The 25,435-nt window shown below is 72.6% G+C and carries 24 protein-coding genes; 10 read left to right on the forward strand and 14 right to left on the reverse strand.

What is annotated here, in order from left to right:
• Positions 1–30: 30 nt before the first annotated feature.
• Positions 31–1,047 (reverse strand): BMP family lipoprotein, encoded by a 1,017-nt coding sequence (locus tag G407_RS0115645; protein WP_029031571.1) that lies wholly within the window; start codon positions 1,045–1,047, stop codon positions 31–33.
• A gap of 844 nt (positions 1,048–1,891) precedes the next feature.
• On the opposite strand from G407_RS0115645, the gene G407_RS0115655 reads away from it, so the two are divergent.
• Positions 1,892–3,001: a hypothetical protein gene (locus G407_RS0115655; protein ID WP_029031573.1), complete on the forward strand. Its 1,110-nt coding sequence runs from the start codon at positions 1,892–1,894 to the stop codon at positions 2,999–3,001.
• Here the strand turns inward: G407_RS0115655 and G407_RS0115660 are convergent.
• Entirely contained in the window at positions 2,935–3,588 is a 654-nt protein-coding gene (locus G407_RS0115660) for a CDP-alcohol phosphatidyltransferase family protein (RefSeq protein ID WP_029031574.1), read from the reverse strand. The two genes, G407_RS0115655 and G407_RS0115660, sit on opposite strands and share 67 nt — an antisense overlap.
• Before the next feature lie 135 nt (positions 3,589–3,723).
• Here G407_RS0115660 and apaG point away from each other — a divergent pair, with 135 nt between their 5' ends.
• Complete coding sequence (gene apaG / locus G407_RS0115665; RefSeq protein WP_029031575.1) at positions 3,724–4,116, forward strand: Co2+/Mg2+ efflux protein ApaG; 393 nt, start codon at positions 3,724–3,726, stop codon at positions 4,114–4,116.
• Positions 4,117–4,151: 35 nt separating this feature from the next.
• Positions 4,152–5,315: an acetylornithine deacetylase gene (argE, locus tag G407_RS0115670; RefSeq protein ID WP_029031576.1), complete on the forward strand. Its 1,164-nt coding sequence runs from the start codon at positions 4,152–4,154 to the stop codon at positions 5,313–5,315.
• Positions 5,316–5,580: 265 nt separating this feature from the next.
• Here argE and G407_RS0115675 read toward each other — a convergent pair whose 3' ends face one another.
• Positions 5,581–6,564: an AraC family transcriptional regulator gene (locus G407_RS0115675; protein ID WP_052341441.1), complete on the reverse strand. Its 984-nt coding sequence runs from the start codon at positions 6,562–6,564 to the stop codon at positions 5,581–5,583.
• 215 nt (positions 6,565–6,779) lie between these two features.
• On the opposite strand from G407_RS0115675, the gene G407_RS0115680 reads away from it, so the two are divergent.
• A complete protein-coding gene (locus G407_RS0115680; RefSeq protein ID WP_425337502.1) occupies positions 6,780–7,277 on the forward strand; it encodes a cupin domain-containing protein in 498 nt (165 codons plus the stop codon).
• Between the two features lie 49 nt (positions 7,278–7,326).
• Positions 7,327–8,811, forward strand: a complete 1,485-nt coding sequence (locus tag G407_RS0115685) for a flavin-containing monooxygenase (protein ID WP_029031579.1) — start codon at positions 7,327–7,329, stop codon at positions 8,809–8,811.
• Here the strand turns inward: G407_RS0115685 and G407_RS0115690 are convergent.
• From G407_RS0115690 to G407_RS28060, 7 genes are all read right to left on the reverse strand, one after another.
• On the reverse strand, positions 8,796–9,467 hold the full coding sequence (locus G407_RS0115690; protein ID WP_029031580.1) for an endonuclease V: 672 nt from the start codon (positions 9,465–9,467) through the stop codon (positions 8,796–8,798). The genes G407_RS0115685 and G407_RS0115690 overlap by 16 nt on opposite strands.
• Before the next feature lie 76 nt (positions 9,468–9,543).
• Positions 9,544–10,641 (reverse strand): redox-regulated ATPase YchF, encoded by a 1,098-nt coding sequence (gene ychF, locus G407_RS0115695; RefSeq protein ID WP_029031581.1) that lies wholly within the window; start codon positions 10,639–10,641, stop codon positions 9,544–9,546.
• Between the two features lie 140 nt (positions 10,642–10,781).
• On the reverse strand, positions 10,782–11,012 hold the full coding sequence (locus G407_RS31810; RefSeq protein WP_029031582.1) for a hypothetical protein: 231 nt from the start codon (positions 11,010–11,012) through the stop codon (positions 10,782–10,784).
• A 55-nt stretch (positions 11,013–11,067) separates the two neighbouring features.
• The gene (gene pth, locus G407_RS0115705) at positions 11,068–11,679 is read right to left on the reverse strand and encodes an aminoacyl-tRNA hydrolase (RefSeq protein WP_029031583.1); all 612 of its coding nucleotides are present in this window, start codon (positions 11,677–11,679) and stop codon (positions 11,068–11,070) included.
• A gap of 83 nt (positions 11,680–11,762) precedes the next feature.
• Entirely contained in the window at positions 11,763–12,392 is a 630-nt protein-coding gene (locus G407_RS0115710; RefSeq protein ID WP_029031584.1) for a 50S ribosomal protein L25/general stress protein Ctc, read from the reverse strand.
• Positions 12,393–12,575: 183 nt separating this feature from the next.
• On the reverse strand, positions 12,576–13,790 hold the full coding sequence (locus tag G407_RS0115715) for a DUF2336 domain-containing protein (RefSeq protein ID WP_029031585.1): 1,215 nt from the start codon (positions 13,788–13,790) through the stop codon (positions 12,576–12,578).
• The gene (locus G407_RS28060; RefSeq protein WP_156917608.1) at positions 13,787–14,812 is read right to left on the reverse strand and encodes a lytic transglycosylase domain-containing protein; all 1,026 of its coding nucleotides are present in this window, start codon (positions 14,810–14,812) and stop codon (positions 13,787–13,789) included. The genes G407_RS0115715 and G407_RS28060 overlap by 4 nt, the downstream gene beginning before the upstream one ends.
• A gap of 67 nt (positions 14,813–14,879) precedes the next feature.
• Between G407_RS28060 and G407_RS0115725 the strand changes: the two genes are divergently transcribed.
• Together G407_RS0115725 and G407_RS0115730 are read left to right on the forward strand one after the other, a co-directional pair.
• A complete protein-coding gene (locus G407_RS0115725) occupies positions 14,880–15,365 on the forward strand; it encodes a MaoC family dehydratase (RefSeq protein ID WP_029031586.1) in 486 nt (161 codons plus the stop codon).
• Positions 15,366–15,375: 10 nt separating this feature from the next.
• Positions 15,376–16,242, forward strand: a complete 867-nt coding sequence (locus G407_RS0115730) for an HpcH/HpaI aldolase/citrate lyase family protein (protein WP_029031587.1) — start codon at positions 15,376–15,378, stop codon at positions 16,240–16,242.
• 42 nt (positions 16,243–16,284) lie between these two features.
• Here G407_RS0115730 and G407_RS0115735 read toward each other — a convergent pair whose 3' ends face one another.
• On the reverse strand, positions 16,285–19,764 hold the full coding sequence (locus tag G407_RS0115735; RefSeq protein WP_029031588.1) for an AsmA-like C-terminal region-containing protein: 3,480 nt from the start codon (positions 19,762–19,764) through the stop codon (positions 16,285–16,287).
• 155 nt (positions 19,765–19,919) lie between these two features.
• On the opposite strand from G407_RS0115735, the gene G407_RS0115740 reads away from it, so the two are divergent.
• Both G407_RS0115740 and G407_RS28065 read left to right on the forward strand, forming a co-directional pair.
• On the forward strand, positions 19,920–20,384 hold the full coding sequence (locus tag G407_RS0115740; protein WP_029031589.1) for a peroxiredoxin: 465 nt from the start codon (positions 19,920–19,922) through the stop codon (positions 20,382–20,384).
• Positions 20,385–20,469: 85 nt separating this feature from the next.
• Positions 20,470–21,873: a M23 family metallopeptidase gene (locus G407_RS28065; RefSeq protein ID WP_156917609.1), complete on the forward strand. Its 1,404-nt coding sequence runs from the start codon at positions 20,470–20,472 to the stop codon at positions 21,871–21,873.
• On the opposite strand, the gene G407_RS28070 is transcribed toward G407_RS28065, so the two are convergent.
• Positions 21,851–22,840 (reverse strand): class 1 fructose-bisphosphatase, encoded by a 990-nt coding sequence (locus tag G407_RS28070; RefSeq protein ID WP_052341444.1) that lies wholly within the window; start codon positions 22,838–22,840, stop codon positions 21,851–21,853. The genes G407_RS28065 and G407_RS28070 overlap by 23 nt on opposite strands.
• An 85-nt stretch (positions 22,841–22,925) precedes the next feature.
• Positions 22,926–23,966 carry an AI-2E family transporter gene (locus G407_RS0115755; protein ID WP_029031590.1) on the reverse strand — a complete coding sequence of 347 codons (1,041 nt, stop codon included), beginning with the start codon at positions 23,964–23,966 and terminating at the stop codon, positions 22,926–22,928.
• 153 nt (positions 23,967–24,119) lie between these two features.
• Between G407_RS0115755 and G407_RS28075 the strand changes: the two genes are divergently transcribed.
• Positions 24,120–24,545, forward strand: coding sequence for a hypothetical protein (locus tag G407_RS28075; protein WP_043539956.1), 426 nt, complete (start codon positions 24,120–24,122; stop codon positions 24,543–24,545).
• A gap of 75 nt (positions 24,546–24,620) precedes the next feature.
• Here G407_RS28075 and G407_RS0115765 read toward each other — a convergent pair whose 3' ends face one another.
• Positions 24,621–25,406: a DeoR/GlpR family DNA-binding transcription regulator gene (locus G407_RS0115765; RefSeq protein WP_029031591.1), complete on the reverse strand. Its 786-nt coding sequence runs from the start codon at positions 25,404–25,406 to the stop codon at positions 24,621–24,623.
• Positions 25,407–25,435: the final 29 nt, after the last annotated feature.

The following is a 25,435-nucleotide window of genomic DNA, read 5'->3' on the forward strand; positions in this document are numbered from 1 at the left end:
CTGGCCCTTACGCTCGTGCGTGCGTGACGATCACATCGACACGGCGGGGCAGGACGAGTCCGTCATGTAGTCGTGCACATCGATCTCGCCGGCGATGATCTGCCGCTCCGCCTCGGCGACCGCGTCCTTCATCTCTTGCGTGATCAGGTTCTCGTTGTTCTCGTCGAGCGCCCAGCCGACGCCGCCCTCGGCGAGGCCCAGCACCTGCACGCCCGGCTCGAACTCGCCCGCCCGCGAGGCGGTGAAGAGCTGGTAGGTGGCGTTGTCGACGCGCTTGAGCATCGAGGTGAGCACCGAGCCCGGATGCAGCATGTTCTGGTTCGAATCGACGCCGATGCCGAGCTTGCCGGCGTCCGCCGCCGCGCGCAGCACGCCGATGCCGGTGCCACCGGCCGCATGGTAGATCACGTCCGCGCCCTGCTCGATCTGCGAGCGGGTGAGCTCGCCGCCGCGGACGGGATCGTTCCAGGCCGCGCCGGTCGTGCCGGTCATGTTGACCAGGACCTCGGCATCGGGCGCCACGGCCTTGACGCCCTGGGCGTAGCCGCAGGCGAACTTGCGGATGAGCGGGATGTCCATGCCGCCGACGAAGCCGACCGTGTCGGACTCCGAGGCCATCGCGGCGAGCATGCCGACGAGGTAGGAGCCCTCGTGCTCCTTGAAGACGTAGGAGGCGACGTTCGGCAGGTCGACGACGGAGTCGATGATCGCGAAGTCGGTCTCCGGGAACTCGGCGGCGACGCGCTCGAGCGCGGACTGCTGCGAGAAGCCCACCGCCAGGATCGGCTCGAAGCCCTGCTCGGCGAAGCGGCGCATGGCCTGCTCGCGCTGGGCGTCGTTCTGGGGCTCGAACTCGCGGAAGTCGATGCCGGTCTCCTCCTCGAAGCGCGTGGCCCCGTTGAAGACGCCCTCGTTGAACGAACGGTCGAACTTGCCGCCCAGGTCGTAGATGATGGCCGGGCGCACGTCCTCCTGCGCCGCGGCCGGGCCGAAGGCGGCGAGCGTGAGCGCGGTCGCGCCCAGGAGGGCGGTGATCGTCTTCTTCATGTGAGCGAACCCCTCTTGCGGAGCGGAGGCGATGCCCCCGTTGAGCGCCAAAGTGGCACGGGCTTTCGCGCACAGTAAAGCCCGTTCGCGTCGCACCGCCGCGATATTCACGGCCGACGCGTGGACCCGCCGCGTCGCACCGCGGCGGCGCGGAGGTGGACGTCCGCGAGCGCACGGCGCGCGGCCGCGATCCGTCGGTCGGCGAGCTCCCCCGAGAGCGCCCGTACGGCGGCGAGCGCCGACTCGATTCTGGCTGCCGCGTCCCCCTCCCGGTGCCTGCCCGACGTCTCCTGCATCCGTCTGCTCCCCGCGCTCGCGCGCGCCACGTCCATGATGATTGCGCGGCGCGTCATCGCCGCCCTTTGCGGCAGGCTCGCGACCCGGATGCGGCGCGCCGGCGGCACTTCCCCTTCGGAAGCGCTTCACGAGGACGTGTAAAAATTGGGCAACCATGCTGTCCTTTTCATCTTGGATTTTGCACTGCACGCGCCTATCTTCCGATCGTGGACGATGCGATCCGTCGCCCGGCCACATGCCCTCCTTGGGCGTTTCCTCCCTAGACTTCAGGCCGCCGTACCCCGGCGGCTTTTTTTTGCGTGGCGGCGCCACGAGGGGTCGAACAATCGCCACGTGCCGTCGCTCGGTTGCCGAGACGCGGACCGCGCCGGCGGACGGCGGCGCCTGCCGGACACGGCGGCGTGCGGCGGTCGGTCGCCGAGAGCGGGCGGTAAGCCGAGGGAGTGCGCGACCCCGGAGCGCGGGTTAACCGTGCTCGCGATTGAGCATTGCGGCCGCGGCCGGCAGATGGTGCATCTCACACGCTGGAACGGTGTGAGCGAGCGAGATGGGATCGACAGGCGATATCCGGCTCTACTGGAGCCTCGGCAAGGCGGTGGTGTCGCTTCTGCTCGCCCTTCCGCTGCTCCTGGTCTCGGCCCTGATCGATCTCATGGCGGACGGGCCGTTCTGGTCCCATCCGGCGACGCTGCTCCTGGCGCCGCCGCCGGCGCTCGCGGCCGCGTACCTGCTCGTTCTCGGCCTGTGGGAGCTCTTCGACCGGATGCCGGTGATCACGATCGGGCCGTCCGGCATCCGCTCGCGGCCCTGGCTCTCGGCACCGCTCCCGTGGAGCGACGTCGCGAGCGTGGCATCGATCCGCATCGGGCGGCCGTTCCGGCCGAGCCTCCGCGCGCTCGGCATCCGGCTCCGGCCCGCCGCGCGCGCCGGTGTTGCCGGGCGCTACGCTCCCGCTCCCGGCTGGCGCGACGCGTTGCAATACGACATCTACCTTCCCGTCGAGCGGCTCGGACTCGCTCCGGATCGCGTGGTCGAGGCGATCGAGGCGTTCGCCCCCGGCATCGTCGAGCCGGACGACGCGCGGGAGCGCCGCGCCTACGGCTACGGGTTCGGCAAGACCCTCGGTCTGGCGCTCCTCACGGCACCGATCGTCGCCCTCTTCGCGTCCTTGGGCGCGTACGGATGGGCGATGGAGCCGCCGCCGAGTCGCGAAGGCCCCATCTTGGCCGCAGTGCTCGTTCTCTTCGCCGCCGGCATGGTCCTCACGGTGATCTGGCGCTTCGCCTCCTCGAGGCCCATCGTCGTTCTCGCCCCCGAGGGCCTGCTCTACACGCACTACATGAAGTGCCCGCTGCCCTGGACCGAGATCGCGAGGATCGAGCGCGACACCCGCACGAGCCGGCACGGTCGGTACGTCTACATCGGCCTCTTCCTGAAGAACCCCGCCGCCCATCCGCACCTGACGCGGCGACGGCTGCCGGGCATTCTCAGCCACCTCCAGGGCCGCTTCGATGCGGTGCTCTGCGTCAACCTCGTCCGGGACACCGGCAAGGCGGGCCTCTTCGATGCCCTGGCGCGCTTCCACAAGCGTTACGGCGCGCCACCTCCCCCGTCCCCCTCGCCCGCCCCGTCCTCCTCGTCGCGGAACAGCACGTAGGCGAAGGCGATGCGCGAGATCGCGGTCATCGCGGTGAGCCCGGCGAAGGCGTAGGCGATGATGGGGAACCAGTCCGGGACGAGGATCATCAGCGCGAAGGCCAGGATCGTCTCCGTGCCCTCCGCCAGCCCGGCGGTGAAGTAGATCGATTTGATGCCCCGCGTCGCGGTCTCCATGCCGCGCTTGGCGGCGACAGCGGCGAAGGCGAGAAAGCTCGCGCCGTTGACGTAGAACGCGAACAGGATCACCGCCGCCGGCAGGCCGAACGCCGCCGGGTCGCGCAGCGCGAAGCCCAGCGGCACCGCGCCGTAGAAGACGAAGTCGAAGACGATGTCGAGAAAGCCGCCGCGGTCGGTCTTGGCGCTCGCGCGCGCCACCGCCCCGTCGAGCCCGTCGCACAGGCGCGAGAGCGCCAGCATGGCGAGCGCGACGGCGTCGGCCGAGACCGCGATCGCCGCCGAGCAGGCGAGCCCGAAGGCGAGGCCCGCGATGGTGATCGCGTCCGCCCCGACGCCCGCACGGGCGAGGATCGCACCCATCCGGTCGAGCGGCGGGTCGATCAGGCGGCGCATCACCCCGTCGAGCACGGATGCCCTCCCGTAGGCGTTCGCGGATTGCCGCGATTGACGATGGGCATGTGCCGGCTTACCACCTCGTGCATCATTTCACCTCGTGTCCGCACGGGCCGGACGCGCCCGGGCCGACCGTGCCGGAGGCCGCTCATGTACACCGCCGTGACGAACGGCGTCCGCGTGACCGTGACGCCGTCCTACATGGAGGAGCAGTCCCGCCCCGAGGAGGGGCGGTACTTCTTCGCCTACACCGTCGAGATCGTGAACCTCAATCCCGAGCGCGTGCGCCTACGCGATCGTTACTGGAAGATCGTCGACGGCCGAGGCCGCGTGCAGGAGGTTCACGGATCCGGCGTCGTCGGGCAGCAGCCCGTGCTCGGCCCGGGCGAGATGTTCACCTACACGAGCGGCTGCCCGCTGGACACGCCCGACGGCACGATGCAAGGCCATTATCGCATGGAGCGTGGCGAGGGCGAGGTCTTCGAGGCCGAGATCCCCGCCTTCTCCCTCGACGCGCCGGACGCGCGCCGCTCGCTGCACTGACTCTCCCCCACCCGCCCCGGAAGGTCCCCGCCTCGATGAGCCCCGCTTCCCTGTCGCCGCTCGAGATGCTCGAGCGGCTCGTCGGCTTCGACACCGAAAGCCAGAAATCGAACCTCCCGCTCATCGACTTCGCCCAGGACTGGCTCGCCGCCCACGGCGTCGAGGCGATCCGCCTGCCCAACGCGGCGGGCGACAAGGCGGCGCTCGTCGCCACCATCGGGCCGCGGGTCGACGGGGGCATCGTGCTCTCGGGCCACACCGACGTCGTCCCCGTCGCGGGCCAGGCCTGGTCGAGCGATCCGTACCGCCTGCGCGTGGCGGACGGGCGGGCCTACGGGCGCGGCGCGACCGACATGAAGGGCTTCGACGCGCTCGTTCTCGCCCTCGTGCCGCATTTCGTCGCCGCGGACCTCGCCCGGCCGATCCATATCGTCCTCTCCTACGACGAGGAGACGACCTGCCTCGGCGTCGTCGACGCCATCGCCGCCTTCGGGCGCGCCCTGCCGCGCCCGGCCGCCGTGATCGTCGGCGAGCCCACCGGGCTCGAGGTCGCGGACGCGCACAAGGGCGTCGCGATGTGCGAGACCCGGGTGACGGGAACGGAGGCGCATTCCTCGCGCATCACCGAGGGCGCGAGCGCCGTGATGGCCGCGGGAGCGCTCGTTGCGCGGCTGAACGCCCTGGGCGACCGGCTGATCGGCGACGGCGACCCGACGGGGCGCTTCGATCCGCCCTTCTCGACGCTCCACGTCGCCACCATCGCCGGCGGGAGCGCGCGCAACATCCTCGCGCGCGTGTGCGACATCGGGTGGGAGATCCGCTACATTCCCGGCGTGGACATGGGCGCGCTCCAGGCCGAGGTCGAGGCGCTCTCGCGCGCCGTGGAGGAAGAGCGGCTGACGCGGTGGGGACCGTTCGGGACGATCTCGAACGTCTGGTCGGTCGACGTGCCGGGGCTCGCGCCGGAGCCGGGATCGGAGGCGGAGCGGCTCGCGCTGCGCATCGGTCGCCGGAACCGGCCGGTCACGGTCTCCTACGGCAGCGAGGCGGGCCGCTTCCAGGGCGCGGGCCTGCCGACCGTCCTGTGCGGGCCCGGCGACATCGCCCGCGCCCACAAGGCGGACGAGTACATCACGCTCGACGAGCTCGCGGACGGCGAGGCGTTCCTGCACCGCCTCGCGGCCGAGCTCTCCCGCTGAGGCATCGCGCACACGACGCCGACCTCCGCGCCCGGGAGGCGCCGTCGGCATCGCGGCCCCGCGACTGCTGAAGGCGACGGGGCGGTGGACGAGGTTCGTGCCCCGGCGGCGCCGTTTGTTCGGCAGAGCGAGGTGGAGCAGGAGGCGAGGTCCGGCGCCGAGGCCCGACCGCCCGATCGCCCGATCGCCCCGAGGTGAGGCCCCCCGGCTTGCTTGCAACTCGCCTCGGAGACGAAGATACGGGGCTCGAGCGCGATGCGCCGGCTCAGCGCCGCGCGCGGGTCTCGCGCGGGGTCTCACCGAAGCGGGCCCGGTAGGCCTGGGCCGTGCGGCCGAAGTGCCAGAGGCCGAGGTCGAGCATCAGCGTCGCGACCCCGCGGGGCTCCGCCGGGTCCACGAGGCAGGCGCGCAGCGCGTCGAGGCGCCGCTCGCGCACCACCTCACCGATGCTCCGCCCGAGGCTCCGCCGGAATGCCGCCTGGAGGGCCCGCAGCCCCGTCCCGGCGGCTTCCGCAAGCGCGACCTGGTCGATCTCGTCGGCGAGATGCGCGTCGATGAAGGCGAGCGCCCGCGCGACGGCTCGCGGCGGCGCCGGCGCCGCGGCCTCGGGGGCGGCGGCGTCGGAGGGCTGCCCGAAGAGAAGCGTCGCCAGCGCCGCGTCCAGCACCTCCCCCATCCGCGCCAGCGCGGCGGGCTCCCGCACCCCCGCCTCGGCCAGGGTGGCCAGGCGCCGCATCTGCGCGACGATCACCGGCCCGACGCCGCGCTCCAGGTCGAGCCGCGGCGCGAACACGAGCGCTCCCTCCCGCCGGTCGAGCAGGCGCGCGGCGGCGCGCTCCACGTGAGCGCGCTCCAGCATCAGGATGAGCTGCGAGCAGGAGCGAGACCAGCGCATCGTCACCGGCTCGGTCGGCGAGAGGATCGACGCGGCCCGCCCCGGTCCGGTCTGCGTCTCGCGGCGGCCACAGGCGATCGTCGCCTCGCCGGCGAGCGGAACTTGCACGAGGTAGAAGCGATCGAGGCAGCCGGGATCGATGGCGACGTCGCCGCCGTAGGCGACGAGATTGATCGCACCCGCCCGCGCCTCGCCGACGCTCACCCCGCAATGGTGATGGCGCGCATTGAACGTCCGCTCGCGCGAAAGAGCCGTGAGACGATGGGCGCAGAAGATGCGGCCGACCTGCTCGGCGGCTTCGTCGACGTCGCGCGTGTCGACCTTCGCGTAGGCGGACAGCAACGGCTCCGGCATTGCGCGACCTCCCTTCGGGAAGGACAGGTCGAGGAGCCTAGCAGGTCGGGCATCCCGTGTCAGCGTCGCGCATTCGCGCGATCGATGCTTCGCCCGGGGGATAGTCGGTTCGCGCAGCGGATAGACGGCCAAGTCCCGCCCGCGCTTCACTCGTCGTCGGGAACAGACGCGGCCGCACGAACCGGAAAACCGGCCGGCCGCGGGAGGAGAGCGACATGGACACGACTCCAGCCAACTTCGCCCCCGTCATGACCGAGCCGGGCATCACCCGGGCCGGAACCGGGGTGCGCTCCGTCGAATGGTCGATCCTCGGCCACACCTACTGGCTGAAGACCGAGGGGCAGAGCTGCTTCTCCTTCGAGACGCTGGATCCGCCGGGCACCTTCGTGCCCCCGCACGTCCACCCGACGCAGGACGAGTTCATCTACGTGCTCGAGGGGCGCTTCGACCTCTACCTCGACGGCGAGCACCACCAGGCGAACCCGGGAGACCTGGTGCGCATGCCGATGGGCATTCCGCACGGCTACTACAACCTCACCGACCGGGACGCCCGCGCCCTGTTCTGGGTGAGCCCGGCCCGGCGCCTGCGCGAGCTGTTCGACAACCTCCACAACCTCGGCGACCCGGCCGAGGTCGTCCGCCAGTCGGCCATGCGCGAGGTCCTCTTCCTGAAGCCGGAGGAGATGACCTTCGATCCCCTGACGATGTCCTGAGGACCGGTCGCGCACCCGCAGCCGACGTCGGAAGAGCTGGAGAACCATCATGACGACACGCAAGCGCGTGTGCGTCGTCGGAGCCGGCGTGTCCGGCCTCGCGGCGGCGAACGCCTTCGCGCGCCACGGGCACGAGCCGACCGTCTACGAACGCGCCGCCGATCTGGGCGGGGTCTGGGAGCCGTCGCGTTCCTATCCGGGCATCAAGACCCAGAGCCCCAAGGACCTCTACTGCTACACGAGCCGGCCGATGCCGACCGGCTATGCGGAATGGCCGAGCGGCCGCGAGGTCTACGAGTACCTGCGCGGGTTCGCCGAGGAAAACGGGCTCATGGCCCACATCTCCTTCGGTCGCAGCGTCGTGCGGGCCGAGCGCCGCGAGGGCGGTGGCTGGGAAGTGCGCACGCGCTGCCGGAACGGCGGCGAGGCGACGTCGAGCTTCGACGCGCTCGTGGTCGCCTCGGGCACGTTCAACGAGAAGAACAGCCCCCGCCATCCCGGCCAGGAGGACTTCGAGACGAACGGCGGACGGGTGCTCCACTCGAGCGAGTACACGGACCCGGCCATGGTCGCGGACAAGGACGTCGTCGTGCTCGGTTTCTCGAAATCCGCGACCGACGTCGCGGTGAGCGCGGCGAAGGCGGGCGCACGCTCGGTTGCGATCGTCTACCGCGAGCCGGTCTGGCGCATCCCCTACCGCTTCGCCGAGCGGATCAACTTCAAGCACATCCTCTACTGCCGCGCGTCGGAGGCGATGTTCCCCGGCTGGAACACCGGCGGCGCCGGACGCGTCGCCTACGCGCTCGCCAAGCCGGCGATCTGGGCGAACTGGCGGGCATTGGAGACGCTGCTCGACCGGCAGTTCGGGCTCACGAAGCTCGGCATGCGCCCCTCCGTCCCCATCGAGGACGCCATCTCCTGCGGCCTGCCGATCGCGACGGAAGGCTTCTACGAGATGCTGCACGCCGGCCGCATCACCGCCCATCGCGGCACGTTCGAGCATTACGAGCCCGGCACGGTCGTCCTCACCGGCGGCGAGCGCCTCGCGATCGACGTGGCGATCCAGGCCACCGGCTGGACGCTCGGCGTCTCCTATCTGCCTCGGGACGTGCTCGACACGATCCGCGAGGCCGACGGTCAGTACCGCCTCCACCGGCTCGCCGCGAGCCCGGACGTGCCCGACCTCGGCTTCGTCGGCTTCAACTCGAGCTTCGCCACCGTGCTGACGAGCGAGATCTCGGCGGAATGGCTGGTGCGCTACATGGACGGGACGCTGGCGCGCCAGCCGACGCCCGAGGCGATGAACGCGGCGATCGACGCGCACCTCGCCTGGCGGCGCAGGGTCCGGCCGGCGGCACAGGTCTATGGGGGGCTGTGCTCGGCACCCTACCACTTCCGCTATCTCGACGAGCTCCTCGCCGACATCGGCTGCCGGGAGCGACGCGGCGGCATCCTCGCCGAGACATTCCTGCCCCCGAGCGCGGCCGCCTACGGGCGCTATCTCGCGAGCGCTCCGGCCTACCGCGCCGCCTGATCCTGCCCGGCCTTGTGGGCGAGCCGGATCGGCTCGGGCAGGCGGTATTTCTCGGTGGTGCGCAGCACGAGCGCGACCGCGCCGTCGAGATCGGCGTGGTGGCCCGGCGAGATGAACATCGGATTCATGCGCGTGCGCGTGCGCACCGCCATGCCGATCGTCTCGCCGTCGTCGGTGAGCGGCGCCATCGCGCCCTTGTCCTCCGGCAGGAGCGCGAAGCGCCCGCACAGCCGCGTCTTGCCGCAGCCGACCGTGGGGCGCCCCAGGAAGAGCCCGAGATGGCAGGCGGTTCCGAAGCGCTGCGGGTGCGCGATGCCCGCCCCGTCGAAGAGGAAGACGTCGGGCTCGTGCTCCAGCTTCTCGAACGCGTCGAGGAGCGCCGGCCCCTCGCGAAAGCTCGTCATCGCCGGGGTGTTGGGCAGCCGCACCGTGCCGCGGCCGTGTACGGTCTCCACCGGCTGGAGATCCGGGAAGGTGGCGACGACGACGACGGCGTGAGCCTCGTCGTCCTTGATGACGACGTCCGATCCCGCGATCAGCCGGATGGCGTCGAGATCGAGCGGCGTCGAGACGTCGACATCCCCCTTCAGCGCCTCCTGGAGGCGCAGGGCGGCGTCGACGTCGAGATCCCAGTCGTGGCGGCGTTCGAGCTTCATGCGATGCCGAACGCCGCGAGGGTCCGTAAGGTTGCGGAGGGGGATTAGGCCGGGATCGACGGCGATCGGCCTCCCCTCAGGGGGCGAAGCGGAAGTGCATCACGTCGCCGTCGCGCACGACGTACTCCTTGCCCTCGAGCCGCATCTTCCCCGCCTCGCGCGCCCCGGCCTCGCCCTCGAGCGACACGTAGTCGTCGTAGGCGATGGTTTCGGCGCGGATGAACCCCTTCTCGAAGTCGGTGTGGATCACGCCCGCCGCCTGCGGCGCGCGGGTTCCGTTCGCGATCGTCCAGGCGCGGGCCTCCTTCGGACCGACCGTGAAGTAGGTCAAGAGGCCCAGCAGCTTGTAGCCGGCGCGGATCACGCGGTTGAGGCCGGGCTCGGCGAGGCCCACCGCCTCGAGGTACTCCGCCTGCTCGGCCTCGGGGAGGACGGCGATCTCGCTCTCGATCTTGGCGGAGACGACCACGGCCTGTGCGCCCTCCTCCTTCGCCCGGGCGAAGACCCGCGCCGAGAAGTCGTTGCCCGCGTCGGCGGAGGCCTCCTCGACATTGCAGACGTAGAGCACGGGCTTGGCCGTGAGGAGCTGCAGCATGTCGAAGGCGCGGCGCTCCTCCGCAGTCACCTGGACGAGCCGTGCGGGCTTGCCGTCGCGCAGCAGCACGAGCGCGCGATTGCACAGGTCGAGGCTCTCCTTCGCCTCCTTGTCGCCGCCCTTTGCCTTCTTCTCGAGGCCGGTCACGCGCCGCTCCAGGCTGTCGAGATCGGCCAGCATCAGCTCGGTCTCGATGGTCTCGATGTCGGCGACGGGGTCGATCTTGCCCTCGACGTGGGTGACGTCCTCGTCCTCGAAGCAGCGCACCACGTGGGCGATGGCGTCGACCTCGCGGATATTGGCCAGGAACTGGTTGCCGAGCCCCTCCCCGCGCGAGGCGCCGCGCACCAGGCCGGCGATGTCGACGAAGGTGAGGCGGGTCGGGATCACCTGCGCCGACTTGCCGATCGCGGCGAGCGTGTCGAGCCGCTCGTCGGGCACGGCGACGTCGCCGACATTGGGCTCGATCGTGCAGAACGGATAGTTCGCCGCCTGCGCCGCGGCCGTCTGGGTCAGCGCGTTGAAGAGGGTGGACTTGCCGACGTTCGGCAGCCCGACGATGCCCATGCGAAAGCCCATGTCCGTCCTGCTCGTCTCGTGTTCAGATCTCGTGAGGCGCGACCTCGAAGGGACTGATCACGGTCACGCCTTCGAAGCGGGTTTCGTGTACCATGTCTTCGCTTCGGGTGAAGCGGCAAATCTCTTCGCGTGCGCTCGGCTCACTTCGGATCGTCGTCGTAGATCTGGTCGCGCGTCGGCGCCCTGCCGTTCTCGTCGAGAAGATCCATGGGCGGCCCGGCGAGGAAGCGCTGCATCGCGATCGTCTGTGGTGTCGGACGCGGCTCGCCCAGGAGATCCGCGATGAGGTCCAGCAAGCCGATACCCCGCAGAGCAGCTTCGTTCCTCAGCTTGTCCAAGACGATGAGATCGTCTCGATCTTCCAACTCCACGGTGGACCTCCTATCGCCCCGGATGGATGAATGACATGAGGGGGCGTTCCTCAAGTCAACCGCCCTTCTCCCCCGGCCGCTTCACGTCGCCCCAGCCGCGCCCCTCCATGGCGAGGTGCACCTTGTTCTGGAACGAGGCGTCGTCGCCCTTGGCCAGCAGCTCGGCGTGGTCGGCCACCGCGCGGCAGAGGTCCTCCACCCACGGCTGCTCGGACTTGGCGAAGTCGTTGAGGACGTAGCCGTGGACCAGCGCCTTGTCGCCGGGGTGCCCGATGCCCAGCCTCACCCGGCGGTAGTCGTTGCCGCATTGCGCGGTGATCGAGCGCAGGCCGTTGTGGCCGGCGTTGCCGCCGCCCTTCTTCATGCGCAGCTTGGCGGGGGCGAGGTCGAGCTCGTCGTGGAGGACGGCGACGTCGTCGAGCGGGATCTTGTAGAAGCGCATCGCCTCGGAGACCGCGCGCCCGCTCTCGTTCATGTAGGTGAGCGGCTTGAGCAGCAGCACACGCTCGCGCCCGACGAGCGCCTCGGACGCCTCGCCCTGGAAGCGTCGGCGCCAGGGGGCGGCAGCGTGGACGCGGGCGATCTCGTCCACAGCCATGAAGCCGATATTGTGCCGGTTGCCGGCATAGCGCGTGCCGGGATTGCCCAGCCCGACGATCAGGCGCACGGGCCCCTCCCCTTCGACGGCGAAACGCTCCGGCCCTGCGGCCGGAGCGCTCGATCCGAACAGACGTCTCAGCCGGCGGAGGATCAGCCCTCGTCCCCGCCGCCCTCGGCCTTCTCGGCGGCCTCCTGCTGCAGCTGCTCGCGCACGCCGGCCGGGACGGCGATCGTCGCGATCGTGAAGTCGCGATCGGTGATCGTCGGCGTCACGCCCTTGGGCAGGGTGACGGCCGAGATGTGCAGGCTGTCGCCGATGTCGAGCGTCGAGATGTCGATGTCGATCGAATCCGGGATCGCGTCGGCGGGGACGTTCAGCTCCACCGTGTGGCGCACGACGTTGAGCGTGCCGCCGCGCTTGATGCCGACCGCCTTCTCCTGGTTGACGAAGTGCACCGGCACCTCGACCGCGATGGTCTGGCCCTTGCCCACGCGGAAGAAGTCGACGTGGATCGGCATGTCCTTGACGGGATCGAGCTGGTAGTCGCGCGGGATCGCGTGCTCGGTCTCGCCGCCGACCTCGATGTCGAACATCGTGGTCATGAAGCCGCCGGCGTAGATCAGCTTCTTCATCTCGTTGAAGTCGACTGCGATGGCGCGGGGCGGCTTGCCGGCCCCGTAGACGACGGCGGGCACGCGGCCTTGACGGCGAGCTTCACGGGCGGCCCCCTTGCCGACCCGATCGCGCGCCACGGCCTGGAGAGTCTTGGTCTCGGACATGGTCGTGGATTTCCTCGATAGTGCTGGAAACGCCGAAGGCCGCCAACGCGGCGGCCCGGCGCGCGCCCGTGCCTCCAAGGGTGTCTAGCGGGCGCGGGCGGCTTATAGGCGGGTTCGGCAGGAAGGGCAAGGCGGAACGCCGCGCGCGCGGCATTCACGAGCGCTGCGTGAGCGGCCGCCCCTTCAGGCCGCGAGCCCGAGCCGCCGCGAGCGGATCGCCTCGACGATGCCGCGCTCGACATGGGCGAGCGCGACGTCGAGCGCCGCGTCCTCCGCCATCGCCCGGCTCGCCTCGCGGGCCTCCTCGCGCGCGGCCTCGACCTCGTAGCGGCGCAGGAGCACGAGGAGCTTGCCGGCCTCCTCCGCCGGCAGCGCCGCGCAGGCGGAGAGCACGCGCTCGACCATCCGCCGCGAGAGCTGCGCGCCGCCGCTCGCCCGGTCTCCCTCCGGCTCGCGCAGCGCCGACAGGGCGGCCTCGAAGGCCGGCAGCAGGGCGGCCGGCAGCTTCGCGCGGCGGTACAGCGCCGGGAAGCCCGCGCCGCGCGGGTCGTGCAGCAGCGCCACGACGCGCTTCGCCGGCATCTCCGCGAGATCCGCGAAGGCGGCCTCGGCGAACGGCATGGCGCGGGAGAGGACGGCGCGCAGGATCATGGCCGGCGTGAGCTGGCCCGAGCGGCGCAGGTGCACGACGAGGCGCATCGCGTCCGCCTGCGCACCGGCCGAGAGCGCGACCGTGGTCTTCTCCCGCGCCTCGCGCACGACGCGCGCGCCGCGCTCCGCCGAGAGCCAGCCGCAGCCGACGACGAAGCGCTCGAGCCGCGCCGCCACGGCGACGGCGATCGTCTGGCGCACGTCGACGGGGCAGTCGGCGCGGGCGAGCAGCGCCTCGCGGATCGCGGGTTCCTCGCCGAGCCGCTCGTGGATGCGGGCGAAGGTCGAGGGCGCGAGGCCCGCCGCGGGATTGCCGAGGAGCTCCTCGACCGCCTGCGGGCAGGCGATCTCCGCGAGCGCCGCCGAGACGGCGGACGAGAGCCGCGGACGCAGCGCGATCGCGGTCTGCACGAAGTCGTCGCCGAGCGCGGCGCAGTCGACGAGATCGGCGTCGGTCAAGAGCGGCGAGCGCGCGAGGACGAGGGCGGCGATGCCGCTCTGGTCGGAGGCGAGCGCCACCACGATGTGGCGCGGCGCCTCCGGCGCGTTCGCCACCGCCTCCGCCAGCGCCCGGCGCACGAGCGGCGAGGGATCGTCGAGCATCGCGGTGAGCGCGGTCTCGGCGTCCCGGCGGTCGGCGTGGGCGAGGTCGCCGTAGAGATAGGCCCGCGCGAGCGCGCTCACCGCCTCGGCGCGGTCGCCGGGGGAGGCCGTGCGGGCCCACAGGAGGAAGCGCCGGACGATCATCGCGCCCCCCGAGCCACGGCGGCGAGGTCGAGCGGGCCCTCGACGCGGCCGGCGGCGCCGCGGATCGGCGCCGTCGAGGGCGCGACCGGCGGCGCGGGCGCCGCGGCGGGCGTCGGGAGGGCACCGTCCGGCGGCGCGCTCCACAGGCTCGCCACCGCCCCGGAGACCGGGCCGGGCGCTGCGCCGTCGGTCCGGAACAGGCCGTGGAAGGCCGGCCCGTCGCGGCGGGCGAAGGCGAGCGGCGCGTCGGCGCCGAAGGCGGGCGCGGCGCCGTCGGGCGCGGGCGCCGTTCCCGCCGTCGCGGCGTGCGTGCGGGCCGCCTCGTGCGCGTCCGCGATCGTGCGATAGAGCGCCGCCGCCGAGCGGGGCGCACCCGCGCCGTCGCGGAACAGGGCCGGGTTCGCCTCCGCCGCGCGCGGGAAGAGCGTCTCGGCGGGGGTCTGCGGGCGTTCGCCGGCGGCGCGGATCAGCGTCGCGGCGCCGGTCGCGCCGAGCACGTGGGCGACGGCGAGGTCGGCCTCGCTCGGCGCCCCGCCCAGCGCCGATTCGAGCGCGGCCGCGTTGCGGTTCGTCAGCGCGCCGGCGAGCTGTGCGGCCAGCCGCGGGTCCTCGCGCAGCGCCAGGATCTCGGCGCGCTGCGCGGGATCGGGCACGTGGTAGCGTCCGTCCGCCCCGCGCACGACGGCGCGTGCCTCCTCGGCGAGGCCCAGGCGCGGCCCCTCGCTGTCGACGAGGCCGAGCCAGGTCTGCTCGATGAACTGGAACAGGCCCGTCGCGGACGACGTGCTCGCCTGCGCGGAAGGATCGAGCGCCGATTCGCGTTGCGCGGTGGCGAGGAGGTAGTCGAAACTGAGCCCGCTCGCCCGCGCTCCGTCGCGGATCGCATCGACGACGGGCGGCGGCACGGCCGTTGCGGACGGGCTGGTCTGCGCGGGAAGCGAGGTGAACAGGAACATGGCGCGCCGCGGGTCCTCGGGCCCGGTCGCGGCCGACGGGCGCGGCTCGGGTCTGGGCTGCATCATCGCCCGATCATGGTAAACGAAGGCTTTAGAGGGCGCCGCGAGCGCACCCGCGAGGAGGATGAACGGCATGGTCGACGAGGCGCGGCGCCACCCCAGGGGCGGGATCTACTTCGAGGACTTCGAGCCGGGCACGGTCATCCCCCATCGCCTCACCCGCACGGTGACGCAGATGGACAACATGCTGTTCTCCAACATGACGCTCAACCCGCAGCCGCTCCACATCGACGCGCATTTCTGCGAGACGCAGACGGAGTTCGGGCGCCCGCTGATGAACTCGCTCTTCACGCTGGGCCTGATGATCGGCATCTCGGTGAACGACACGACGGTCGGGACCACGATCGCCAACCTCGGCATGACGGACGTCACCTTCCCCGCACCGCTGTTCGAGGGGGACACCGTGCGGTGCGAGACCGAGGTCGTCGAGAAGCGCGAATCGCGATCGCGACCGAACGCCGGCATCGTCACCTTCCGCCACAGGGCCTACAAGCAGGACGGCACGCTCGTCGCGCAGTGCACCCGCCAGGCCTTCATGCTCAAGCGCCCGGCGGCGTGAGGAGGCACGGATGCGGTCGTATCTCTTCGTTCCCGGGGACAGCGAGAAGAAGCTCGAGAAGGCGCTCGGCGCGGGGGCCGACGCGCTGATCGTCGATCTCGAGGATTCCGTCGCGCCCGCCGAGAAGGCCCGCGGGCGCGCCGTCGCCGCCGCCTTCCTCGCCCGCGCCGCGGCCGTGGAGGGCCGCCCGCGCCTCCTGGTGCGCGTGAACGCGCTCGACACCGATCTCATCGGCGCGGATCTCGACGCCGTGATGCCGGCGTCGCCCGACGGGATCGTGCTGCCGAAGGCGGCAGGCGGCCAGGACGTCGCGCACCTCGCCGCGCTGATCGCGGTGCGCGAGGCGGAATACGGCCTGCCGGACGGCGGCACCGTCATCCACGCCATCGCCACCGAGACGGCGCGCGCGATCTTCGGGCTCGGCACCTACGGCGGCGCGAGCCACCGCCTGCGCGGCCTCGCCTGGGGCGGCGAGGATCTCTCGGCCGATCTCGGCGCCGAGAGCAACCGCGACGAGGCCGGCGCCTGGACGGAGCCCTACCGGATCGCCCGCAACATGATGCTGTTCGCGGCCGCAGCGGCGGAGGTCGACGCCATCGATGGTGTCCACACCGCCTTCCGCGACCTCGACGGCCTCGCCGCCGAATGCCGCGCGGCGCGCCGGGACGGCTTTGCGGGCAAGCTCGCGATCCATCCGGCGCAGGTGCCGGTGATCAACGAGGCCTTCACGCCCTCCCCCACCGAGGTCGCCCGCGCGCGCGCCATCGTCGCCGCCTTCGAGGCCGACCCCGGTGCCGGCGTGGTTGCGATCGAGGGCGAGATGATCGACATGCCCCACCTCAAGCGGGCCCGGCGGGTCCTCGCGCGGGCCGTGTGACGCCGTCGCTCCGCCCCCGTCGGGGAGGCGGCGGCGCGCGCGTTACCCTGGCGTGATGTCGAGCGGCGGGGCGGGCGGCGGGGCTTCGAGCGCGGGGCCGCGGCGGGTCGGGGCGCCGGCGCCGAAGAGGCGGCGCAGCACGCCCGGCGCGATCGCCGAGAGCGGGTTGATCGTCAGCGCCGGGTCGGAGACCGGGCCGGCGACGCGGAAGTTCACGGCGAACAGCCCCTCGTATTGGCTCCCGCCGAGGATCGTGCCGAAGACCGGCACCTGCGCGAAGGCGTTGTTGAGCCCGTAGGCCGGCACGTAGCTGCCGGCGATGTCGAGGCGCTGCGCCTCCAGGTCGACCCAGCCCTCGAGCGTGAAGCCGAGCTGCGGGCCCCACATCCGCGCGTCGGCGAGCGTCAGGACCGAGCCGTCGCGGATGAAGTCGACCTGCGCCTTCGTGAACAACGCCTCGCTCGCGTCGACTGCGGGGCCGGAGAGGCCGAACCGAGCGTCGCTGCCCGCGCTCGCCGGCAGCTGGCGACCGACGACGCTGCGCAGCGCCGGCTCGTCGCGCAGCACGAAGTCCCACAGGATCAGCTGGCCGGGCGCGCGCGCGCCGTCGAGGCCGACCTGCAGGGCGAGCCGCCCGCCGATCATGCGGTCGTAGAGGTCGAGGAAGCGCAGGGTCGCGCCGGCGTCGGCCGTCTCCACTGCGAGACGCCCGTCGACGATGCGCGCCGTCAGCGGCCCGCCCGGGTAGCGGGCGTCGATCGTGCCGTCCCGAACGGCGCCGTCGACGACACGCAGGCCCGCCGCGACGTTCGTGAGCACCTCGCCGCCGAAGCCGCCGAGAATGTCGACGCGCGCGTCCAGCCTCGCGTCGAGGGCGGCAGCGCCGTCGTCGCCGCCCCCACCGTCGTCGCGCAGGTGCGTCATGATCGGGCGCAGATCGAAGACCGATCCCGTCAGCCGCGCGGCCCAGGCGCCGCCCTCGGTGCGCGAGACGGTCAGCGCAGCGTCGTCGCCTCGGGAGAGCCGTGCGGTGGCGAGATCGAGGCTCCGGAGCGCGCCGTCCGGGCCGACCCGTCCGCCGCCGCGCAGCACGACGGGACCCGATTCGAGCGCGAGATCGCGGAAGACGATCCCCTCCGGGTCGGTGGCGAGGCTGACCGCGAGCGTACCCGGCGCGCCCGCGGCCTTGGTCCAGCCGGGCAGCAGACCGTCGAGCCGCGCCCCGGCGAGATCCGCGGCGATCGTCGCCGAGAGTGCGTCTCCCGGCCCGAGCCGCGCCTCGACCTCGAGGGCGACCGGCCCGCTCGCGGCGCCCTGCGGCACGAGCCCACGCGCGGCGAGGAGGCCCGCGTCGACGCTGCCCGAGACGCGCGCCTCGCCGGGGCTCCCGCGGGGATCGACGAGCGCGACCGTCACCGGCGAGCCCGCGATCGTCCCGGTCCCGTCGAGCCGCAGCGTCCCGTCGGGATCGAAGCCGAGGGCGAGCGAGCCGTCCTCCAGGCGTTCGGCGTCGCCGACGAGCGGCGCCGAGACGTTCTCGAGCCGGCCCGTCGCGGCGATCGGCAGGCGCGCCACCTCGACCGGCTCGCCGATCGGGAAGGAGAAGGCGACATCGAGCGCGACATCGCCGGCCACGGCGTCCGGATCGAGCGCGAGGTCGGCCGCGCCCGAGAGCGCGGGCGTGCGCAGGAAGGCGGCGAGCGCATCGAGCCCGCCCGTGGCGGAGAAGGCGATGCGCGCCGGCGAGGTGGATTCCCAGTAATTCTCCAGGCGGAAGCGGCCGTCGCTCGCGTCGAGCCGCCGGCCGTCCGCGGTGAGGACGTGGGCGCTCGTCGCATCGACGAAGGCGTCCTCCCCGGTGACGGTGCCGCTGACCACGGCGTCGCGCAGCGGCGGGAAGTCCTCGTCGAGCACCAGGCGCACGCCCTCCATGGCGAAGCGCACGTCGATCGCCTCGGGCGGCAGCGGCTGCTTCTCGAAGAGGCCGGCGAGGTCCTCGCCGGTGAGCGCGACGGCGACGTCGAGGTCGGTGACGGTGCCCCTCGTCAGCGCCCGGCGCAGGAAGAGCCTCGGGATCGGTGCGACGAAATCCGGCCACAGCGCGAGCGCGGCGCGCACGGGCAGGTCGACGGCGTCGAGCGCGACGCGCAGGCCGCCGCGATCCTCGGCGCCGCCGAAGGACGCCATCAGCGCGAGATCGACACCCGGTCCGGCGAGGGAGAGCTCCTCGACGACGACCCCGTCCGACCCGCCGCGTGCGGCCACCGACACGCGCGACAGCGCGAGCGTCGGCTCGGCGTCGGTGGCGCCGCGCACGACCGCGTCGCCCCCGGCGAGGGCGAGGCGCCAGCGGCCGTCGCTCCCCTCGGGCACGAGGGCGCCGGCGAGAGTCACGCGGGTGCGCCCGCCGGCGATCTCGACGTTTCGCAGCGCGAGCCGCTTCTCCCCGGGCAGCCAGGTGGCCTCGGCTGCGAGCCGCTCCACCGGGACGAGCGGCATGAACGGATCGCGCGTGCGCAGCCAGCCGGAATTGCTCTCGAGGCGGGCCGAAAAGCGGCGCAGGTCGCCGTCGGGACCGATCGCGATCGCCGCCTCGCCGGTGAGCGTCAGGTCGCGCGAGCCGAGCGCATCGGAAAGGCCGGTCACCAGGGTGAGGTCGCGCACCGGCATCGCCTCGACGGCGAGCCGGGCCGCGCGCCCGCCGTCGGGCTCGCGTCCGACGGAGCCCTCCACGCTCCAGGCGCCGCCGGGGCCGTCGAAGGTCGCCTCGATGCGGCGCATCGCGCCGTCGCGCCGCACGCGCGCATCGACCCGCGCGAAGCCCACGCGCTCGCGGCCGTCGGCACCGACGAGCGTGAGCCGGGCATTCTCGAGCCGCGCCCGCGAGAGCCCGCCCAGCGGGCTCGCCTCGTCGAGGATGCCCGCGAGCGCGCCCGCCACGGCGGCGACCGGGCCCACCGCGGGCAGGTCCGAAGCCGGCGATTCGCCGGCGGGCCGGATGGGCGCGGCGACCGGCTCGCCGCCGTCGGGCGGCAGCAGGGAGACCGTGCCGTCCTCCGCCACGAGGACGCGCAGCTCGACATCCGAGAGCACGACCGCCCGCGGCACGGGCGCACCCGTCAGCAGAGAGAGCGCGCCGACCGATACGATCGCCCGCGGGGCATGCGCGATGCGCGCGCCGTCGCGATCGGTGAGGTCGAGCCCGTCGACGGCGAGCGCGGGCGATCCCTCGTGGAGGGTCAGCGCCGAATCGGCGAGCGACACGCGCCAGGCGGCGCCGAGCCGATCCTCGACCGCGGCGGCGACCCGCTCGGACAGCCCCGCGATCTCGAGCGGCGCCGAATCGAGGCGCAGGTAGAGCGCGCCGCCGAGCGCCACGAGCCCGGCGACGAGCCAGAGCTTGAGGACGAGCAGGCGCCGGCCGACGCCGCGGCGGCGCTTGGCGTCGCGCAGCCCGGCGCTCCGACCGAAACGCCCGCCGCGCAAGGCGCTCGGGCGCAGATGGGTCACCTCCTCGTCCACGCGCTGGTCCGCTCCGGCCACACGCCCCGTGGGGGATGCCGCGCGCGCGTGCGCGGGGCTGGCCCCGGGGTGTGATCCCTGCTTGATTGCCCGCCGTACACGGCGCGCGTTCCTCGCGCGACGACCATATCGCAAAACCGACGAAAGGATGGCACATGGCGCTCGTCATCGGCGACCCGGCTCCCGCCTTCACCCTCCCGGCCGACGGCGGCCGGTCCGTCTCCCTCTCGGACCTGAGGGGCAAGACGGTGGTGCTGTACTTCTACCCCAAGGACGACACCTCCGGCTGCACCAAGGAAGCGCAGGCCTTCAACGGCATGCGCGACGCCTTCGAGGCCGCCGGCGCCGTCATCGTCGGCGTGTCTCCCGATTCGGCGAAGAGCCACGACAAGTTCAAGGCCAAGTACGAGCTCGGCTTCGACCTCCTCGCCGACGAGGAGAAGGGCATGCTGGAGGCCTACGGCGTCTGGGTCGAGAAGAGCATGTACGGCAAGAAGTACATGGGCGTGGAGCGCACGACGGTGCTGATCGACGCCGAGGGCAGGGTCGCCAGGGTGTGGCCCAAGGTGAAGGTCCCCGGCCACGCCGAGGAAGTGCTCGCGGCGGTGCAGGCGCTCTGAGCCGGCCGGGTGTGTTTCCCGTTTGCGGGATCTTAACCCTAACGGGTGTTGAATAGCGTCGAGTTTCCGCAAGGGGATGCGACGCATGCACGACGGACGAGGACGCCTGCGGGGTGAGCGCCTGTCGCACGACCACGTGGTCCGCGAGCGCGACCTCGTGCCGCGCGCGAGCGCACCGCCCCGCACGCTCTTCGCCGTCGGCCCCTTCGCCGCCGCCGCGCTCGGCGTCGTGCTCACGCTGCTCACCGCCTGGGCGGCGGGGGCGACGTGGTACATTGCCTCGCGCGAGGATCTCGTCGCCGAGCTGTTGCGCCGCCAGGCCCTGACGGAGGCGCGCTACGAGGATCACCTCGGCGCCCTGCGGGCGCGGCTCGACCGGGTCGCGAGCCGCAAGCTGATCGACCAAGATACGATGGAGCAGCGCGTCGCCTCGCTGGTGAGCCGACAGGTCGAGGTCGAGACGCGCCAGGCGGTGCTCGCGGACCTCGCCCAGCGGATCGCGCCGGCGGCGGTCACGGGCGCCATCGCCGGCGCGGCGGTCCTGCCGGACGCGGCCTCGGCCTTCGCGCCGCTCGCGAGCCCGCCCGCGCGACCGGAGGACCTCGCGCCTCAGACGCGTCCCCGCCCCGAGCCGAGGCCCGCGCCCGGCCCGTTCGAGCTGCGGCTGCGCGGCGACGCGACGGGCGAGACGGCCGTGGAGCGCGCCGCGACGCTCGCCCTGCCCGCCGCCGCCAGCGTCGGCGCGAATCTCGATGCGGCCGAGCGCTCCCTCTCCGTCGTCGAGGAGGGCCAGATCCGCGCCTTGGAGCGCATCCGCCTGCAGGTCGAGCTCGAGGCCGGCATCATGCGCGACGCGATCGAGACCGCCGGCCTCGATCCCTATGCCCTCGAGCCCGCCCATCCCGACGTGCTCGCAGCCGAAGGGATCGGCGGCCCGTTCATCCCGATCGGCATCGACGCGGAGGCCGGCGGCTTCGAGGCGCGGGTCGCCGAGCTGCAGGAGAGCCTCGTCGCCCGCGACCGCCTGCGCCGCACGACGATCACCATCCCCTTCGAGCGCCCCGTCGACGGCGACATCGCGGTCACCTCGAACTTCGGCGTGCGCTCCGATCCGTTCACGCGCCGCCCGGCCTTCCACGCCGGCATCGATTTCCGCGCGCGCACCGGCGAGCCGGTCTACGCCACGGCGGCCGGACGCATCGTCGCCGCCGGGCGCGCCGGCGGCTATGGCAAGCTCGTCGAGATCGACCACGGCAACGGGCTGACGACGCGCTTCGCCCATCTCTCCGCGATCACGGTGAGCGACGGCGCGGAGGTCGCCGCCGGCGACCTGATCGGGCGGGCCGGCTCGAGCGGCCGCTCAACCGGTCCGCACCTGCACTACGAGACCCGCCTCGACGGCCGCGCCGTCGACCCGTGGCGCTTCCTGCGCGCGGCCGAGGTGCTCGCCGAGCTCAAGGGCGGTCTCAGCCCGGACGCGACCCGCTGAGGTAGCCCCCGACCGCCTCCACCATCTCCCGCGACCCGAACACGAGCGGGCAGCGCTCGTGCAGCGATCCGGCCTCCAGGTCGAGGATGCGCCGGCGCCCGTCCGTGGCGAGCCCCCCGGCCTGCTCCGCGAGGAAGGCGATCGGCCGCCCCTCGTAGACGAGCCGCAGGCGCCCGCGCGCGTAGCCGGCGCGTGCGTCCGCCGGGTAGAGGTAGACGCCGCCGCGGGTGAAGATCCGGTAGGTCTCCGCCACGAGCGAGGCGATCCAGCGCATGTTGTGGTCGACGCGGAGCGGCCCCTCGCAGCCGGCGAGGCAATCGGCGAACCAGGCCGCGAGCGGCGGCTCCCAGTGGCGGCGGTTCGAGGCGTTGATCGCGAATTCCCGCGCGCTCTCTGGCACCCGAAGCCCCGCCCGCGCGAGCCGGAACCCACCCGAGACGCGGTCGAGCACGTAGAGATCGACGCCGCGCCCGACGCTCAGGACGAGCGTCGTCGCCGGCCCGAAGACGAAGAAGCCGGCCGCGCACTGCCCCGTGCCGGGTGCGAGGAAGGCGGCTCGCGGTTCGGCGCCCGCGCCGGCTTCGACGATCGAGAAGATGGCGCCCACCGGGGCGTTGACGTCGATGTTCGAGGAGCCGTCGAGCGGATCGATCGCGACCGCGAGCGGCGCGCCCGGCGCGAGCACGTGCACGTCCTCCCGCTCCTCGGACGCGACGGCGGCGACCGGCGCGCCCGCGAGCGCCGTCAGGAACAGCTCGTCGGCGACGGCGTCGAGCGCGCGCTGCGCGTCGCCCGCTTCGTGCCCCTCCCCGATCTCGGCGCCGAGCGCGCTCTCCAGCGCGCCGCGAGCGACGAGGCCCGAGAGCTCGGCCGCGGCGGAGGCGAGCGCGAGGATGGTGCGCGCGATCGCCTCGCCGTGGAGGCCGTCGGTCGGAAGGCGGGTCTCGAGCGGGGCTCCCACGCGCATGCCCGGGTCTCCTGTGCCGCGGCGGTGGCACCACGCCTATTGCAGATGGCCATCCGTGGCAACGCCGCGGGGAGCGCGGGTCGCGTCAGTCGATCCGCCCGTCCCGCGACATCAGGATGGCGATCGCCCGCGTCTGCGGGCCGGAGGCGAGCACGATCATCAGGATCGAGGTCAGCGGCACGGCGAGGATCGCCCCGGGCATGCCCCAGAGCGCGCCCCAGACGACGAGGGAGAGCAGCACGACGAAGGGGCCGAGATTCGACGAGCGGCTCAGCCAGCGCGGCTCGAGCCAGTTGCCGACGTAGACCTGCGCCGCCACCAGCAGGCCGAGCCCCACGAGCGTCGTCGCGAGCGAGCCCGTCTGCGCCAGGATCTGCAGCACGACGAGCGCCACCGCCGCGAGCGAGCCGATGTAGGGCACGTAGTTGGCGAGCGCGATGAACAGCGACCAGAACACGGCGAACTCGACCCCGAGCAGCATCAGCACGCCGAAGGAGAGGACGCCGAGCACGAGGTTCACCGCCGTTTTCGCGGACAGGTAGGAGGTGATCTGCCCGTTGATGCGCGCGAGGACCTCCTGCGATCGCCCGCTCGGCGCCCTGTCACCGGCGATGGCGCGCAGCTTCTTGGGCATCACCGTCCGCTCCGGCAGGAGGAAGACGACATAGGTCACGATGAGGACGAGGTACGCGCCCGCGTTCGCCAGGGTGTTGAGGATCCACAGCGCCGCGCGGCCGGCGTCGATCCGGTCGATCGTGAGCGCCCGCACCCCCTCCCACAGCGCGGTCCCGGTGGCGCCGAAGGGGGCCGCGACCCGGTCGAGGAGCTCGCGCAGGTTCGACTCGTAGGCGGGCAGCACGAGGGTGAGGCCGCGCAGGTTCGCCGCGGCGAGGAGCCCGAGGAGCGCGAGCGCCGCCAGGAAGGTGATCACCGCCACCACGTAGCGCAGCCAGGTGGGGGTGTGGCCGAGGAGCGGCGCGCGGCCGAGCGCATCGACCGCCCCGACGATGACGTAGGTCAGCATGATCGCCACGACGACCGGCACGAGCACGGTGCGGCCGAGATGCAGGATGACGCCGACGAGCGCGCCGAGCGCCACGAGATAGAACAGGTCCCGGACCGCCATCGGCTCACGCCCTCTGCCGTCCCGCCGCGGCGCGACGATGCGCCAGCGCGATGCGGGGGTCAACGCGCGGCGCCCCCATTTCTGCCGCCGTGCTCGAACCCGGCGCGCGCTCGCGCATTCGTGCTCCCGTCCAACAACCGACGGGAGACGCTCATGACCAGGAATTGGCTCACCACCACCGCCGCGGCCTCGCTCGCCCTCGCCCTGATGGCCGCTCCGGCCGGCGCCCAGGCGTACAACGACTGGGACGCCAACACCGACGCCGTGATCGACCAGACCGAGTGGAACACCGGCTGGGCGAACCAGGGCCTCACCGGCTCGATCGACGCCGACGGCGACGGCTCGATCACGCGCACCGAGTTCGAGGAGGCCCGCGGCGACGAGGCGCGCTTCACCGAGCGCTACGGCGAGACCGCTTTCGAGGACTGGGATACGAACGACGACGACATGCTGAACGACGAGGAGCTCTCGGCGGGCATGTACTCGGCCTACGATGCCGACGACAGCGGCGGCATCGACGAGACCGAGTTCGGCATGTGGGAGGACGACGTGGGCGAGGAGGGCCTCTTCGACATCTGACGTCCTCCTGCTCCGCCGGGATCGAGCGAGGGGCGTGCTCCGGGAAGCCGGGGCGCGCCCCCTGCGCGTGCGGACTCAGCCGACCTTGCGGCTCGCCTCCTCCACCGCGAGCTCGATCTCCGTGCCCCAGTCCCGGCAGAGCTTGCGCACCGGCTCGGGCGGGGGGGCGTCGGTGAAGAACGTGTCGACGTCCTCCAGCGAGGCGATGCGCACGGGCGCGCTGCGCGAGAACTTCGAATGGTCGGCCACGAGGTAGGCCCGCCGCGCCTGGCGCAGGATCGCCTGGGAGACCCGCACCTCGCGGAAGTCGAAGTCGAGCAGGTCGCCCTCCAGGTCGAGCGCCGAGGCGCCGATGACGGCGACGTCGACCTTGAAATGCTTGACGATCTCGAGCGTGACGTCGCCGACGAGCCCGCCGTCGGGCCGGCGCATGACGCCGCCGGCGACGACCACCTCGCAGCTCTCGTTGGCGGAGAGGATGTTGGCCACGTTGATGTTGTTGGTCACGACCATGAGGTTGCGGTGCGACAGCAACGCGCGGGCCACCGCCTCCGTGGTCGTGCCGATGTTGAGGAAGAGCGAGGCGTCGTCGGGGATGGCGCGGGCGCAGGCGCGGGCGATCGCGTCCTTCTCCTCCGCCATCAGGCCGCGGCGGTCCTCGTAGCCGATGTTGGCGACGCCCGAGCGCAGGATCGCGCCGCCGTAGACGCGCGTCAGCTCGCCGGCCTCGCAGAGCTCGGTGAGGTCGCGGCGGATGGTCTGGACGGTGACGTCGAAATGCGCCGCGAGATCCTCCACGACGACCTTGCCGTGCTGGCGGGCGAGATCGAGGATCTCCTTCTGGCGGAAGTTCTGAGCCATGCCGGCCACGCTCCGTACCTGCTCTCCGG

The organism is Salinarimonas rosea DSM 21201 (genome assembly GCF_000429045.1).
Taxonomy (GTDB): Bacteria; Pseudomonadota; Alphaproteobacteria; order Rhizobiales; family Beijerinckiaceae; genus Salinarimonas; species Salinarimonas rosea.

Bases quoted from the DNA above. Each gene is read 5' to 3' on its own strand.
- G407_RS0115675 (WP_052341441.1), bottom strand. From the start codon at position 6,564: ATGCCGGAGCCGTTGCTGTCCGCCTACGCGAAGGTCGACACGCGCGAC.
- G407_RS0115680 (WP_425337502.1), top strand. From the start codon at position 6,780: ATGGACACGACTCCAGCCAACTTCGCCCCCGTCATGACCGAGCCGGGC.
- G407_RS0115725 (WP_029031586.1), top strand. From the start codon at position 14,880: ATGGTCGACGAGGCGCGGCGCCACCCCAGGGGCGGGATCTACTTCGAG.
- G407_RS0115730 (WP_029031587.1), top strand. From the start codon at position 15,376: ATGCGGTCGTATCTCTTCGTTCCCGGGGACAGCGAGAAGAAGCTCGAG.
- G407_RS28065 (WP_156917609.1), top strand. From the start codon at position 20,470: ATGCACGACGGACGAGGACGCCTGCGGGGTGAGCGCCTGTCGCACGAC.
- G407_RS0115645 (WP_029031571.1), bottom strand. From the start codon at position 1,047: ATGAAGAAGACGATCACCGCCCTCCTGGGCGCGACCGCGCTCACGCTC.
- G407_RS0115685 (WP_029031579.1), top strand. From the start codon at position 7,327: ATGACGACACGCAAGCGCGTGTGCGTCGTCGGAGCCGGCGTGTCCGGC.
- argE (WP_029031576.1), top strand. From the start codon at position 4,152: ATGAGCCCCGCTTCCCTGTCGCCGCTCGAGATGCTCGAGCGGCTCGTC.
- G407_RS0115655 (WP_029031573.1), top strand. From the start codon at position 1,892: ATGGGATCGACAGGCGATATCCGGCTCTACTGGAGCCTCGGCAAGGCG.
- G407_RS28070 (WP_052341444.1), bottom strand. From the start codon at position 22,840: ATGCGCGTGGGAGCCCCGCTCGAGACCCGCCTTCCGACCGACGGCCTC.
- G407_RS28060 (WP_156917608.1), bottom strand. From the start codon at position 14,812: ATGATGCAGCCCAGACCCGAGCCGCGCCCGTCGGCCGCGACCGGGCCC.
- G407_RS0115690 (WP_029031580.1), bottom strand. From the start codon at position 9,467: ATGAAGCTCGAACGCCGCCACGACTGGGATCTCGACGTCGACGCCGCC.
- G407_RS0115765 (WP_029031591.1), bottom strand. From the start codon at position 25,406: ATGGCTCAGAACTTCCGCCAGAAGGAGATCCTCGATCTCGCCCGCCAG.
- G407_RS0115740 (WP_029031589.1), top strand. From the start codon at position 19,920: ATGGCGCTCGTCATCGGCGACCCGGCTCCCGCCTTCACCCTCCCGGCC.
- G407_RS0115715 (WP_029031585.1), bottom strand. From the start codon at position 13,790: ATGATCGTCCGGCGCTTCCTCCTGTGGGCCCGCACGGCCTCCCCCGGC.
- apaG (WP_029031575.1), top strand. From the start codon at position 3,724: ATGTACACCGCCGTGACGAACGGCGTCCGCGTGACCGTGACGCCGTCC.
- ychF (WP_029031581.1), bottom strand. From the start codon at position 10,641: ATGGGCTTTCGCATGGGCATCGTCGGGCTGCCGAACGTCGGCAAGTCC.
- G407_RS0115710 (WP_029031584.1), bottom strand. From the start codon at position 12,392: ATGTCCGAGACCAAGACTCTCCAGGCCGTGGCGCGCGATCGGGTCGGC.
- G407_RS0115755 (WP_029031590.1), bottom strand. From the start codon at position 23,966: ATGGCGGTCCGGGACCTGTTCTATCTCGTGGCGCTCGGCGCGCTCGTC.
- G407_RS28075 (WP_043539956.1), top strand. From the start codon at position 24,120: ATGACCAGGAATTGGCTCACCACCACCGCCGCGGCCTCGCTCGCCCTC.